The following is a 13,449-nucleotide window of genomic DNA, read 5'->3' on the forward strand; positions in this document are numbered from 1 at the left end:
AGCAGTCGAGTAGTAGGAGTGCCAGGCCTGAAGGGGATCGACGTGCCGACGTACCAGTACCAGTGCACCGACTGCGGGACCAACCTCGAGGTGCGCCAAAGCTTCTCCGATGACGCACTGACCGTGTGCCCGGAGTGCAGCGGAGTGCTGCGCAAGGTCTTCAACGCAGTGGGCGTGGTCTTCAAGGGCTCCGGCTTCTACCGCAACGACAGCCGCAACACCACCAAGTCCTCCACCGTGCCCGCGGCCAAGTCCGACTCCGCGAGCAGCACGAAGAGCACCTCCAGCGACTCGTCTTCTTCTTCGTCTTCCTCGTCGAGCTCGACCAGCGGCTCCGCCAGCAGCTCCACCTCCGGCAAGTCCTCCTCCGCCGCGTAAATCTCGCGGCCGTCTCGTCGGCCGGCCGCCTCCCTGGGTGGCGCCTCCGCGGGGTTGACTGGTCCACGGCCGTCGCCGCGCCGGTGCTGCCATGCGGGTGCATCTTGTGGTCGCGTTGGTTCTGTGGTCGCGTTGTGACGGCTGAACTGGTTCGGAATCGGTCTGTGGATAAGTCCGAAACAGCTCGGCCAGGCTCGTAACTTCTCCGGCATGAGCCGATCCGAACCTCTCAGGCACCGCTTACTGCGGGCCGCCCGCTGGCATCGACGGCCGCTCGCCGCGGTCGCCGCCGCCCTTGGCGTGTACCTCGCCCTGACCGCCCTCGCCCCCGAGCCGCCTCCGACCGTCCAGGTCCTCGCGGCCGCCCGCGACCTGCCTGGCGGCGGCCAACCCCTGCCCGCGGACATCCGGGCAATCGCGATCCCTCCAGTGCTGGTGCCGGCCGGAGCCCTCAAACCCGGAACCACCACCCGCCGTACGCTCGCCGCCCCGATCCGGGCCGGCGAGATCCTCACCGACGCCCGATTCGTCTCACCCGCGCTGGTACGACGTACCGGCCCGGGCCTCGTCGCCTACCCGATCCGCTTCGACGACGCCGAGGTGGTCGGCCTACTCCGAGTCGGCGACCACATAGACCTGTACGCCGCCACCAGCACAACCTCCCCCACCGCCACCCGAATAGCCACCAACCTCCAGGTCATCGCCCTCCCCCGCGGCGGGGCGTCCGCATCGGGCGGGATCTCCGCAGCGGGCGAGACATCCAGGGCCGGCGGCACGTCCGGTCGCGCGGGCGGCCTGGTAGTGGTCGCACTCAAATCGGAAGCCGCGAGCCGCCTCGCGCAGGCCGCAACCAACTCCCGCCTAACGTTCGCACTCTCACCGCTGACCGGATGACAGCGCGGGCGGTCGCCGGGGTGAGGGACGGCGCGGTTGCTCGCCGGAGGGGGCGCGAACCACTAACTTCATCGGTTAGCGAACGAGGGTCAGCCGGACCCTCGCCGGTGGAGGCAAACAGTCATGATCAAAGGCTTCAAAGAGTTCATCATGCGCGGCAACGTCGTCGACCTCGCGGTCGCGGTTGTCATCGGCGCCGCGTTCGGCAAGATCGTCACGGCGCTGGTCGACGGTCTGATCACCCCGCTGATCGCCGCCATCTTCGGTCAGCCGGACGTGACCAAGGTCGGAAACTTCACGATCAACGGGGCGGAGTTCTCGATCGGCCTGATCCTGCAGGAGATCATCAACTTCCTGTTCGTGGCCGCCGCGATCTACTTCCTGATCGTGATGCCCCTCAACAAGCTCAACGAACGCCGCCGGCGCAACATCGAGCCCGAGCCGGAGACCCTCACCACCGACCAGCAGCTCCTCACCGAAATCCGCGACGCCCTCCGCACCCGCTGAACCACGCCACAGCCTCCGCTTTCGGACCAGCTGCCGCCACACCGCAGTCCAGTCCGACCAGATCGGCAAACCTGCCGCCACGGCGGTTCGGTGCCGGCCGTCGGTTCGGTGCGGCCGGCGGATTGGTGCGGCCCCGCGCGTGCCGTGCCGTCAGGCTGGCAGTGGTCGCGGGGCCGAGCCTGCGGACTAGTTCGGGTAGGTGACCTGGTAGGTGAGGTGGGTGACGCCTTGGCTTTCGATGACCTCGGGTGTTTCGAGGGTGATCGGCGTTTCGGCGAGGTTGGCGAAGTAGGGCACGCCCTGCCCCAGCACAACCGGGACCAGGTTGATGTGGACGGCGTCGAGAAGGCGCGCCTCAAGGCATTGGCGCACCATGTCGGGAGTCGCCACGCCCACGATCTTGTCGCCGGCAATGGCCTTCGCCTGAGCTACGGCGCTCTTGATGCCATCGGTGACGAAGACGAAGTTCTTGTTGTCGCGCCATTCCGAAGGCGGCTCGTGGGTGAGTACGACGACCGGTACGCCCATCGGGTGCTGACCACCCCAGCCCTTCGCCAAGTCGAAGTTGCGTCGGCCGGTCAGCAGCGCACCCACGCCGCTGAGCGCGTCACGCAACATGTCAGCACTTGGCGCCGGTGCCTGGAAGGAGAAACCCGGCGTAGCGGTCGGTACCTCGACATCGCCGCCGAAGAACCACCCTGCCACCGGTTCGATCGAGTCGTCCGGACGTGCAACGAACCCGTCGAGCGACATGGACATGTCGGCGATCACCTTGGACATCTCGTACTCCCTTTAGTCGTTGGTTCCTGGTGCCACCACCTTCCCGCCGCCTACCCCGCAAGACATCTGCCACCTGGCCGACTCCGCCCACCCACCTGGCCAAACCGCCCGGGCTAAATGACGACGAACCACCGGCGCTAGGCAGGTCCGGCTGAGGCAGAGTCACCACGCTAGGCAAGGTTGGCAGGGGTTCGTTGGCGGGCGTATTGGAGGTTTACGAGGGACCAGAGTTCGTAGCGGCGGATGGCTACTAGGGCGGAGGGGATGACGCCGGAGTGGCTTTGGCCTCGGTACCAGGCAGCCTGGGTTTGGAGGCCTGCGGCGACTGCGAGGTGGTGGTCGGCGTGCAGGTCGACCACCTTCCAGTCCAGGTAGCGGATCGCGAGGTCGCCCGAGGCGTGGCGGTCCAGCCATTGCGGTTTGTCCAGTACGTAGCCGTTCGGGCCGTCGCCGCGGAAATCGTCAGCCAGGAGTTTCCGCAGCGCCCGTACGTCTCCGGCCGACTCGGCCTGGATCCAGCGCCGGAGTAGGGCTTCGAAGGTCTCCACGCATCGACGGTGGCACGGCCTGTAACGACGTACATCGGCCAGCTGGCTGATGTACGTCTCGATGGCAGACTGAGCCTCGCGATGACGACTACTGAGGACCCGGGATTCCAGCCGGCTGACGAACAGGGCGGCTCGATCCGGCCTGCCGGCACAGTCACCTTCCTACTGACTGACACCCCTACCGCCGACTTCGGGCGCGCCGAGTCCGGGACGTCTGAGAGCAGCAGCCGGGCCGGGTTCGTGACGGCTGAGGGTGGGGATGGCGTGGGGCGGCCGATGGTCAGGGCGTTTGAGTCGCCCGGGGCGGCGCTGGCTGCTGCTGCCGAGTTGCGGGCCACCGGGTTACAGGACGTCGGGATGGGCGTGGGGCTGCGGATCGCGGTGCATGCAGGGGAAGCGCATGTTGATGGTGCTGGGCGGTATAGCGGTGAGGCGCTTCGCAGGTGCCAGTACTTGTGGGAGATCGCTAATCCGGGTCAGACGCTTATATCGGCTACTGCCTTGCCTGATGGTCTACTGCCCGATGGGCTGGTTTTGAAGGACCTTGGGCTGCATCGGCTTCGCGACCTGGCGGCACCACTTCGGATCTGGCAGCTGTGCATCACTGAGTCAGACAGCCAGACTGACGATGAACCGACTACACCCGAGCCAAGCCACCACCCGACGACCAGTCACGCGGCAAACGCCCGCGGGCCGAGAGGGCGAGTGGGGAGTGCGCTGGATTGGGTGGCGCATAACTTGCCGGTTCAGCTGACGGGGTTTGTGGGGCGCGAGGCGGAGTTGGCCGCGCTTAAAGACCAGCTGGTTGGCGGGCGGTTGGTGACCATTTGTGGTCCGGGTGGTGCGGGGAAGACCCGGTTGGCGGCGCAGGTTGCTGCCGCGACGGCTGCGCGTTGGCCCGAGGGGGTCTGGTGGGTCGAGCTCGCCGCCGTCACCGATCCCGCCCTGGTCCCGGAAGTCGCCGTCTCGACCGTAGGCGCCCTGCTGGATCCGGCGCGGGGCCCGATCGCTTCCCTCACGACGCACCTGCGCGACCACCGAGCGCTGGTCTGCCTGGACAACTGCGAGCAGATCTTGGATGGCGCGGCCGCGATCGCGGATGCCATCCGGCTGAATTGCCCCGAGGTCGTCGTACTCGCCACCAGCCGGGAGCCCCTCGGCGTACCGGGTGAGGTCGTCTGGCGGGTGCCCGCGTTGAGCGGCGACGACGCGCTGGCGTTGTTCGTCGAACGCGCTGGGGCGGTTCGGCCCTGGTTCACCGTCGACGCCTCGAGTGAGGCGGCGATCCGGTCGTTGTGCAACCGGCTGGACGGGATGCCGCTCGCGCTGGAGTTGGCCGCCGCCTGGCTCGGAACGCTTACCCCGCACCAACTCGAAGCGGGCCTGGACGACCGGTTCGCCCTGCTGGTGCGAGGCCCGCGTGGCGCCGTACCGCGGCAGCAAACGCTCGCGGCGTCGATCGACTGGAGCCACGATCTGCTTGCCGAAGAGGACCAGGTGGTGCTCCGGCGACTGGCCGTCTTCACGGGCGGCTTCACCCTCGACGCGGCGCGGGCGGTCTGCCCGGAGCCGGCCGGCGTATTGGCTTCCCTTGCCCGGCTGGTCGACAAATCGCTGGTGGTGATGGAGAGCCGTGCCGGTGACGCCCGCTACCGGTTGCTTGAAACGATCCGGGGGTACGCCGCCGCCAAGCTCCAAGCCGCCGGGGAGGACGAGACGACGCGGGACCTCCATCTCGCGTACTTCCTCAACGTGGCCGAGAGCCTCGAGCCCGAGCTGGACCGGGACAAGGACAAGTGGCGGGCGCGGATCGTGCCGGACCGGGACAACTTCCGTGCGGCGCTCGATCGTGGTCTGGACAAGGCAGATCCCGATCAGGGCCGACGGCTCGCGGCGGCTTTGGCGTGGCTTTGGAATCTCCAGGCGCAAGGGCCGGAGGGCATCGACTACCTGCGACGGGCGATCGACCGGACCCCGAAGGATCGCTCGCTCCTGCAGGCGAAACTGCTCACCGGGCTCGGCTTGATCGCTGATACCGCCGCGCCGTTCGACCTGGATCCGGCTCAGCTCGGGCTGGAGATCGCGACCGAACTCGGCGATGAGCGATTGCGCGCGCGGTGCCTTTCGTTGCTGGCGGTCGGCCGGTTCTACGTCGACTTCGACGCCAGTCTCGAACTGTGCCAGGAGTCGATCCAGGCCGCCGAGATCGCGCACGACGACTTCGCCCGCGACGGTTCGACCGTGCTGCGCGGGCTCATCCTGGTGCTGCGGGATCAACACGATGAGGCCCGTCGGCTGCTCAGCGCCGCCACGGAAAGCCTGCTCAAACGAGGCGAGCGCGGTATCGCCGCCACCGGCCTCGGCGGCCTGGCCAGCATCGCCGCCTGCACCGGCGATCTACCGACGGCCCTCCGCATCGCGGCGCAGGCCACGGCCACCGCGGAACCGCTCGGCGACTACCACCGCGTCGGTACCAGCCGGGCCTCGCTCGCCTTGCTGCACGGCCTGACCGGCGACCACGAAGGTGGCTTGCGAGTGATCGAGCCGTTCGTGCGGGCGGTCGAACAGACCGACGCCTTCGTTCCCGGTCTTGGCCGGATGGTCGGCGAACTGCACCGCCTCCGCGGGGACCTGGCCGCGGCGATCCGCTGGTTCGAACGGGACCAGCCGATGACGGGCCCGACCGCCGGCACGTACGTCGCGGCGATGACCCTGCCCGCGTACGGCGCGGCCTTGCGTCAGGCGGGCCGAACCACGGAGGCCGTCGAGGTACTCGAACGGGCCGTCGACCTGGCCAGGCGGTTCGGCCTTCCCGGCGTACGGGCCGATGCGCTGGCGCAACTCGCCCACCTCGACAACGATCCCGGCCGGCACCACGAGGCACTGGCCATCCGAGTCGACCACGGCCTCCGTACGGCGTGCGCGGACAGCCTCGACGCGCTGGCCACTCTCGCCGCCACCACGGGCCGTGCCGCCGACGCGGTACGGGTCTTCGCCGCCGTGACCGAGGCCCGTACGGCGATGGGTCATCCCCGGCCGCCGATCGACCAGCCCGGGTACGACGCCACCATCGCGAATCTCCGCGAGGCGCTCGGGGATGACGCGTTCGAGGCGGCTTGGACCGAAGGCGCCGGGCAGTCCCTGGATCAGACGGTCGCGTTCGTACGACGTACGCGCGGTGTCCGCGACCGGCCCTCAACCGGTTGGGCGAGCCTTACGCCGACGGAGCTGGACGTGGTCCGGTTGGCCGTCGAGGGGCTCAACAACCCGGAGATCGGCGCGCGGCTGTTCATCAGCCGGGGCACGGTGAAAACGCACCTCGCGCACGTCTACGCCAAGCTGGGCGTCGCGAATCGCACGGAACTCGCCAAGCTCGCCGCGACCAAGCTGTAGCCGCCCAGGCCAGGGCCGGTTAACCGAGCTAGGGCCGGTTAGTTGTGGTGAGGCGGCACGTCGCGCAGGAAGCGCTCGTCGTCGTCCTCGGGTGACGACTCGCCCCAGGAACGCGGGTCGTCGTCACGGGTCTGATCAGGCAGGACCGGTTCGTCGTCCTCGTAGGGCGTGCTCATACCGGTAAGCCTAGTCCTGACCCGGAATACGAGGCAGTTTGCGCTGCTCGGTCTGACCGGTGGTGACCTGCGCACTCTGGGCCCCTTGGACCAGAGCGGCGATACCCGGCTCCGACGGCCAACGCTCACCAAGCACGCGCCAGGCGCTCAAGACCGACAAGGTCGGCGTGGCCAGTCCAACCAGCCGTAGCGGCTCGGAGTTCTGGAAGCCGAAGGTGAGCGTCCAGTTCGCGGGGTCCGGGTAGAACTCGGACACAGTCGAGTAGTCGAAGCTCAACCAGCCCCTGGCCGGTAGGTGGCACATGAGCCGGTGCGAGGTGGCAATGAGCGACACCTCTTGCAGATCGCGCCACAGCAACTGCATGTCGCGTTGGGCGGCCGAACGACGGCTGGCGTTCACGGCGGCGGTAGCGGCCATCAGACCGAGGACCATGCCGGGCTTGCCGAAGTAGATGCCGCCGCTCTGGTTGTACTGACCCGTGCCGCCGTACAGACGGGCGTAGTTGACGGTCGTCTGGAGGTACGCGGTCTCACCCTGGTCGAGAATCAGCCCGTACAAGGTCAGCGGCTGCGGCTGGTTACCGGCCAGCAGCCAGCGAGCCCAGTCCTGGCCCAGCTGCCACTCCGCCGCCTGCCGCTCGGCGAGAAGGGCCGCCTCCTTCTTCTTGCCCACTGCATGCCTCCTGGTGGCGTCCACATCCGGTCGGCACCGATCATGCCATTTTGTTCAAACCGTAGCCCGCGGAGGGCAACCCGATCACCGGTCAGAACGTCCGCTGACCAGAAGGCCCTCGCCGTGACCAGATAGACGTGCTGCCGTGACGCTTCCGCCACAGCGGACGAGATCTCGGTCGACCATCATGGGTCCCTTGTTCCGCCCAGGAGTGTTCGCGGCCGCGGTTTCGGCCCGGGACACTTCGTTCCTGTCAGCAACCGGAAGGACCGAGTCGTGAGTGCAGTAACCCGGACACGGAGCCTCGTCGGTGCCTCGCTCATCGTTGTGGTTCTCGCGGCAGCCAGTGGCTGCGGCGACGAGAGCGCCCCCGCCGCCCAGCCCAGCCAGACACCGACCAGCACGCCCATTGCCACCCCAACACCCAGCACCACGCCGAGCACGCCCAACCCGAGCGGCACGCCCAGCATGGACTGCCCGCAGACGATCGCCAGCGTGCGGGCCGCCGTGGAGCAGGCGGTCTGGGGCAAGGGTGCGCCCAAGTCGGCGTTCCAGCCGGTCAGCGTGACGATCTGCCAGTACGACGCCGAGGCCACCGGCAAGGCCTACGCGACGGTCACCACCAAGCGCCAGGGCAAGCAGGCCGAGGAACTACTCGCGTTGATCAACGCCGCCAAGGTGACGGCCAGCGAGCCGAAGTTCTGCACGAAGGAGCTCGGCCCGACGTATGCGCTGCGCTTCACCGACAACGAGCGCGGTGTACTGACCTACACGGTGGAGGCCTACGGTTGCCGCCGACTGGTCGCCACCTCGTTCGAGGGCCAGGGCAAGCCGGGCGATCTCGCGTCCCCGCGCATCGTCACTCCGCAGCTGATCAAGTCCCTCGGCCAGCGCTGAAGCTTTACGGCACTTTGGGGCTTAGTGCAGAGCCCGATCCAGCACGGCCTGGCCCAACGGGGTCAGGCCGTGCTGCATTTTGTTGCGGTCTCGCACGCTCGTCACGAGACCCGCATCCCGTAAGGCGGTCGCATGCTGGCTCGCACTGGCAGGGGAAACACCTACGCGCCGGGCCAGCTCGGTCGTCGTACAGCCCTCGTCTATCGCTTGTAGTACGGACGCCCGTGTTTTACCGAGAAGCGTCGCCAGTGCCGTACTGGACGCGGTTGAGGTCCATAGCGCGTCACTTGCGATCGGGTAAATCAGTACGGCCGGCTGACCGTCGTGCGGGAAGTACGGCACGGGCCCGGCCGCGCAGAAGACCGACGGCACTACCACCAGCCCACCGCCATCCAACCGGGTGAAGAGCGGCTCGCGGGACCAACCACCTGCACTAGGTATTTCCAGTACTGGCGACTCCCAGCTGATCCGAGGATGCAGTGACGACAGCAAGCCCTCAACACCTTCATCAGCCAGTACGCGAGCTAGGCGGGCCTTCTCCATCCCCAAGGCCGTGCTGATCGCAGACCAGTGTGGCGCGACCGTATCCCGGTGCAGACGGTCCAAGACGCTGACCATCCTTCGACGCGCAGGAAGCTCCGCACGCTCGATACCGCGTAGCCACGAAGGGGTGAACCTACAACGGGCCACCTCCACCTCATCCCGGAACGAGCGTTCCGGGATGGCCAAGACCGCTTCCGCGCCCGTACCGAAGTCCTCGGCTGGTCCAACCCGGCTGAACAGGTCGAGCTGGATATGAGGTGTCGGGCAGTAGAAGAGGGACAACTCCGCCAACTCGCGCGCCGAGGCTCCTCGAATCGCTGCGCGCCAAGGGGCGGTAGGCCTTCCGGTCATGCGCACCGAGCCGACTCCGAGTGCCGTCTCCGCGAACGGCCCGAGCGTCGGCAGGATCCTGGTCCTGGCCAGATCCGCCGCGGTGAACTCGATATGCATCATTCCCACATTTGGCCACGGCCGAAGGTCATTGTCAGCCCTGTCCAGCGGGTCGCACGCTGACGCCAGATCCGACCTGGAGGCCTTCATGCGTAACCGCCTGGGCGCTCTGACCGCACTCACCGTCGTGCTCGTCAGCTGCGTCTCCCCCACCGCGACACCCACCCCATCGCCCGCTCCTTCTACTACCGCGCCACAGCCCGCCGTCAGCGGACCGAAGCTGGAGAACCCGCAGCCGTGCGCAGAAACACCTGGGTTCACCTGTACGACCTTGCGAGTCCCGATCGACCATCGCCGTCCCAACGGGCGCAGGCTCGAACTGTCCGTCGCGGCCGCAGACAACGCCGACGCGCCTCGCGGCGTACTACTACTGCTCGCAGGCGGCCCAGGCCAGCCGGGCGTCTCTCTCGTCAACCGGATCCGTACGTACTTCGATCCGGCTGTACTCGCGCAGTACCGGCTGGTGATGTTCGACCAGCGTGGGACCGGCCCGAAGGGGATCAACTGCCAGGAGCTGCAGAAGTCCGTCGGCGGTTCCGACTGGCTCACCCCGGCCGCCGAGGCTGTAACCGCGTGCTCCCGGCAACTCGGCGACGACCGGCACTTCTACCGTTCAACCGACACCGTGGCCGACATCGAGTGGTTGCGACGGGCCCTGGGTCAGCAACGCCTAACGGTCGACGGTGTCTCGTACGGCACGTTCACCGGCGCCCACTACGCTTTGAGCCACCCGAGCCGGGTTCGCGCGCTCATCCTCGACTCGGTGGTTCCTTTCACCGGTATCGACCCGTTCAGCGTCGACCTGCTGGCCTCCACCAGGAAGGTCCTGGCCGCCGCCTGCGCCAAGGACCCGGCCTGTACGACGGACCCAGTGGCCGACCTCGCCTGGCTGATCCGGAACGGGCAAATCGACGGTAAGCCGATCAACGGCATCAACTTCGTCGAGTCGTTGTCGGTGGCCAGCGTCAGTTCGGTCAACCCGGCCTTCCGGGGAATCCCGAAGATGCTGAACGACGCCCGCAACGGCGACACCGCCCGGCTGAAGACCTTGCTCGAGCGGTTCACCACCCTCGGCACTCCGGCCGACCAACTCTCCGCCGGGCTCCACCTCGCCACGCTCTGCGCGGATATGCGCCTGCCCTGGGGTAGCTCCGAAACCCCGCTGGCCCTGCGCCCGGCCGCGCTGGATCGGGCCGTCGCGAGGCTCGACCCGGCCGAGCTTTACCCGTACGACGTACGGACCGCGCGCGCGATGCTGCTGATCGAAGGGTGCCTGCGCTGGGAACCGGCCCGGGCCTCGACGTACTCGAAGCTGCCGCGACTGGTGCCGCCCACGCTCATCCTGCACGGCACGAACGACCTGTTCGTCCCGGTCGAAGGCGCGGAGTGGACCAAGCGGCAGGCCCCGCGCGGTGAGCTGGTCGTCGTACCCGGTGGTGGGCACGGCATTCAGGGCAGCCCGGCCGATCCGGCCGGCAAGAACGCGGTGCGCTCGTTCTTGCTGCGGTGAAACCTGTTGCGGTGAGACTTGTTGCGGTGACAGCGAAATACAACTGATTGAAATCTTTGCAGCACCCTGGGTGGTCAACGGCGTCTAATAGGTGTGAGGTGTTGTACACCCGTCCAGGGAGTTGCGAGTGGAGTTCGAGGAGTACGCGGCCGCGCGCGGGCAAGACCTGGTGCGGCTCGGATTCACCGTGTCCGGCGACTACCAACGGGCGGAGGACCTGGCCCAGATCGCGCTGATGCAGGCGTTCCGGAACTGGCGCCGCGTGCAACGCACCGAGGATCCGCATAACTACGTGCGGCGGATCCTCGTCAACTCCTACCTGTCGATGACCCGGAAGCGGTCCTTCACCGAGGCCCCCGCCGCCGACATCGACTCCGAACGAACGGTGCCCGACCCCGCCATCGACATCGTGAACTCCGACGACCTGTGGCGCGCACTCGCCCGGTTGTCGGCCAGGGAACGGGTCGTCCTGGTCCTGCGCTACTACCAGGACATGGACGACCGGACGATCGCCGAAGTACTCGGCATCAAACCGTCGTCCGTGCGTGCGACGGCCAGCAGAGCGCTGGCCTCGCTGCGGTCGGCAAGGCAGTACCGCCGCGTTGATGAGAGGTTGCCGTGAGCAAGACAGAACTCGAGGAAGACCTGCGTAGTACGTTGCAGCGGGCCGCCGCCAGCGTGCCGTTCGCGCCCGACCTCGTCACCCGCGCCGAGGCCCAGGTGCGTCGCGAGCGCCGTACCTGGGCCGCGGCCGGTGCCGCCGCGGTCGCGGTCGCCTCAGTCGCCGCGGTCGGCATCGTGCTGCAACGCGGTTCGGAGGCCCCGGCCCCCTTCGCGGGACCGCCACCGGCCGCCGTTCAGTCCGTTACTCCCGGCGGAACTCCGACGGCGCCGGCCTCGGCCAACGACGTGACCGGCAGCTGGCGGCCACTCCGCATCGCCGGGTTCAACGGCATGCGCAAACCCCGGCCGGATCAGCCCTTCCTGGCCTTCTCCCCCGACGGAACCTGGCGTGGCTCGGACGGCTGCAACGGCATCCACGGCACGTACAAGATCGGCCCGAACGGGGAGTTCTCCTCGACCACCGGACCGCAAACCCTGATCGGCTGCGACTACGTGCCGAACGCCGATGTCATCGCCGCCACCCGCAAGGTCGTCGGCGACCGCGCCACCTTGCGCTTACTGGGGGCCGACGGGCGAGAAGTTGCGACTTACGTACGGACACGGTAGGCCTAATTGATCGCGTATAGTGACCGGGTATTGACGATCCGCAGTCACTGAACGGACGATGCACCAAACACGTCCAGCGCTAAGGGGCAACGTGCGACTTTCCACTACCGTCCGGGTCCTCGTCCTCAGCTCCGTCACTCTCAGTGCAAGTTTCGCGGCCTTGCCCACCAACGCCTCGCCCATGGATTCGTCACCCGGATCCGTCGCGGCCAGATGTGATCACGCGGCTCCGACGGCGAACACCGCACAGTCGGAGCGACTCAACCAGCCCACCAGCTCGACCGACAAGCGGCCACTCGGCGACGCGATCGGCGAAGGCATCAACAAGGCCATCCGCTCGGTCGAACCGATGACCGCGACCGGCCGCCCGGCCTCCGGCCTGCCGTACGGGTTGAGCGTCGGGATCATCGGCGTGCTCGGCTCACCCGGCTCCGGCTACAAGGTGATGGTCGACGACTCCGTCGCCGGCGCCAGCGAGTACGGCGCCGCCGCCGCCAAGCACGTGCCACGCGAAGGCCTGAGCATGCATGGCGTCGAGCGGAGTTGCCGCTCGGCGAAGCAGATCGCCGCCGCGTGGACCAAGCTCAGCAAGCGGGACTGGTCCGCCGAGGCCAAGAAGATCACCTTCACGGCCGATCTCGACGCGGCCACCGAGCAGATCGTCGTGGAGTACGACCCGACCGAGGCCAGCCCGGCCACCGCCGCGGCTCTGATCGGCATCGACCCCGAGATCGTGCGGCTGAAGCCGGGCCGTCCCGAGCGGATGGATCGCCTCAACGACACCGCGAACGGCGGCCACTGGGGTGGCGCGCGGATCGCGTCGGCGCTGAAGTACTGCACCGCCGGGTTCAGCGTGGTCCGCCGGGCGATCAACGCTCGCGCCTCGGTCACCGCCGGGCACTGCGGCGCCAACGGCACGTACTGGCGATCCGGTTCGAACTACTACGGCACCACCAACGGCCGGGTGAACTATCCCGATTACGACCAGGCCTTGCTGACCGGTAGTTCGTACGGGCCGAAGATCTGGACCTACGGCGCCGGCGACACCGCGCAGACCCGCACAGTCAGCAGCGCGGCCGATCCGGCCGTGGGTCAGTTGATCTGCCAGTCCGGCAGCTTCAGCAACTCGATCTGCGGTATCCGGGTCGACTCGCTGAGCGCGAAGTACTGCGATCCCGACGGCTGCACGACGTACGTCATTCGCGGTACGAAGTCCGGCGAGACCGTCATCCGTGGCGGCGACTCGGGCGGGCCGGTCTACACCAAGCCCGGCAGTACCACGGCGACCATCCGCGGCATGGCCTTCGCGGGCGGGAACTGCGCCTCCAGCCGTTGCACCACCATCTACGCCGAGCGCTACGACTCGATCGCGGGCCACCTCAACGTCTACGCCCTCACCGGCTGACCGAGGTTCGCCGCCACGATCAGGGCCCGGGTCGATACCGGAAGCATCGACCCGGGCCCTTGCAC

General features: G+C 67.9%; 14 protein-coding genes. 9 read left to right on the top strand and 5 right to left on the bottom strand.

Translation table 11 applies throughout. The features are described 5' to 3' along the window. The first annotated feature begins 42 nt into the window (after positions 1 to 42). From ACFFGN_RS27595 to mscL, 3 genes are all read left to right on the top strand, one after another. Positions 43 to 378 (top strand): FmdB family zinc ribbon protein, encoded by a 336-nt coding sequence (locus tag ACFFGN_RS27595; RefSeq protein ID WP_380053438.1) that lies wholly within the window; start codon positions 43 to 45, stop codon positions 376 to 378. Positions 379 to 588: 210 nt separating this feature from the next. Next, on the top strand, positions 589 to 1,272 hold the full coding sequence (locus ACFFGN_RS27600) for an RcpC/CpaB family pilus assembly protein (protein WP_380053103.1): 684 nt from the start codon (positions 589 to 591) through the stop codon (positions 1,270 to 1,272). Positions 1,273 to 1,395: 123 nt separating this feature from the next. Next, on the top strand, positions 1,396 to 1,779 hold the full coding sequence (gene mscL, locus ACFFGN_RS27605) for a large conductance mechanosensitive channel protein MscL (protein WP_380053105.1): 384 nt from the start codon (positions 1,396 to 1,398) through the stop codon (positions 1,777 to 1,779). 186 nt (positions 1,780 to 1,965) lie between these two features. On the opposite strand, the gene ACFFGN_RS27610 is transcribed toward mscL, so the two are convergent. Together ACFFGN_RS27610 and ACFFGN_RS27615 are read right to left on the bottom strand one after the other, a co-directional pair. Next, positions 1,966 to 2,559 carry a dihydrofolate reductase family protein gene (locus ACFFGN_RS27610; RefSeq protein WP_380053107.1) on the bottom strand — a complete coding sequence of 198 codons (594 nt, stop codon included), beginning with the start codon at positions 2,557 to 2,559 and terminating at the stop codon, positions 1,966 to 1,968. 170 nt (positions 2,560 to 2,729) lie between these two features. Continuing rightward, the gene (locus tag ACFFGN_RS27615; protein WP_380053109.1) at positions 2,730 to 3,107 is read right to left on the bottom strand and encodes a nuclear transport factor 2 family protein; all 378 of its coding nucleotides are present in this window, start codon (positions 3,105 to 3,107) and stop codon (positions 2,730 to 2,732) included. Between the two features lie 726 nt (positions 3,108 to 3,833). On the opposite strand from ACFFGN_RS27615, the gene ACFFGN_RS27620 reads away from it, so the two are divergent. Next, on the top strand, positions 3,834 to 6,500 hold the full coding sequence (locus ACFFGN_RS27620) for a helix-turn-helix transcriptional regulator (RefSeq protein ID WP_380053111.1): 2,667 nt from the start codon (positions 3,834 to 3,836) through the stop codon (positions 6,498 to 6,500). Between the two features lie 38 nt (positions 6,501 to 6,538). On the opposite strand, the gene ACFFGN_RS27625 is transcribed toward ACFFGN_RS27620, so the two are convergent. Together ACFFGN_RS27625 and ACFFGN_RS27630 are read right to left on the bottom strand one after the other, a co-directional pair. Next, on the bottom strand, positions 6,539 to 6,676 hold the full coding sequence (locus ACFFGN_RS27625) for a hypothetical protein (RefSeq protein WP_380053113.1): 138 nt from the start codon (positions 6,674 to 6,676) through the stop codon (positions 6,539 to 6,541). 10 nt (positions 6,677 to 6,686) lie between these two features. Continuing rightward, entirely contained in the window at positions 6,687 to 7,349 is a 663-nt protein-coding gene (locus ACFFGN_RS27630) for a hypothetical protein (protein WP_380053115.1), read from the bottom strand. 276 nt (positions 7,350 to 7,625) lie between these two features. Between ACFFGN_RS27630 and ACFFGN_RS27635 the strand changes: the two genes are divergently transcribed. After that, on the top strand, positions 7,626 to 8,246 hold the full coding sequence (locus ACFFGN_RS27635; RefSeq protein WP_380053117.1) for a hypothetical protein: 621 nt from the start codon (positions 7,626 to 7,628) through the stop codon (positions 8,244 to 8,246). A 21-nt stretch (positions 8,247 to 8,267) separates the two neighbouring features. Here the strand turns inward: ACFFGN_RS27635 and ACFFGN_RS27640 are convergent, their stop codons facing one another. Next, positions 8,268 to 9,242 carry a winged helix-turn-helix domain-containing protein gene (locus ACFFGN_RS27640; protein WP_380053119.1) on the bottom strand — a complete coding sequence of 325 codons (975 nt, stop codon included), beginning with the start codon at positions 9,240 to 9,242 and terminating at the stop codon, positions 8,268 to 8,270. Positions 9,243 to 9,327: 85 nt separating this feature from the next. Here ACFFGN_RS27640 and ACFFGN_RS27645 point away from each other — a divergent pair, with 85 nt between their 5' ends. The 4 genes from ACFFGN_RS27645 to ACFFGN_RS27660 all read left to right on the top strand — a co-directional run bounded on the left by ACFFGN_RS27645 (position 9,328) and on the right by ACFFGN_RS27660 (position 13,384). Next, positions 9,328 to 10,749 (top strand): alpha/beta fold hydrolase, encoded by a 1,422-nt coding sequence (locus tag ACFFGN_RS27645; protein ID WP_380053121.1) that lies wholly within the window; start codon positions 9,328 to 9,330, stop codon positions 10,747 to 10,749. Between the two features lie 127 nt (positions 10,750 to 10,876). Further along, the gene (locus ACFFGN_RS27650) at positions 10,877 to 11,371 is read left to right on the top strand and encodes a SigE family RNA polymerase sigma factor (RefSeq protein ID WP_380053123.1); all 495 of its coding nucleotides are present in this window, start codon (positions 10,877 to 10,879) and stop codon (positions 11,369 to 11,371) included. Continuing rightward, on the top strand, positions 11,368 to 11,979 hold the full coding sequence (locus tag ACFFGN_RS27655; RefSeq protein ID WP_380053125.1) for an META domain-containing protein: 612 nt from the start codon (positions 11,368 to 11,370) through the stop codon (positions 11,977 to 11,979). The genes ACFFGN_RS27650 and ACFFGN_RS27655 overlap by 4 nt, the downstream gene beginning before the upstream one ends. Positions 11,980 to 12,160: 181 nt before the next feature. After that, a complete protein-coding gene (locus tag ACFFGN_RS27660; protein ID WP_380053127.1) occupies positions 12,161 to 13,384 on the top strand; it encodes a chymotrypsin family serine protease in 1,224 nt (407 codons plus the stop codon). Positions 13,385 to 13,449: the final 65 nt, after the last annotated feature.

The organism is Kribbella deserti (genome assembly GCF_042434725.1).
GTDB lineage: Bacteria > Actinomycetota > Actinomycetes > Propionibacteriales > Kribbellaceae > Kribbella > Kribbella deserti.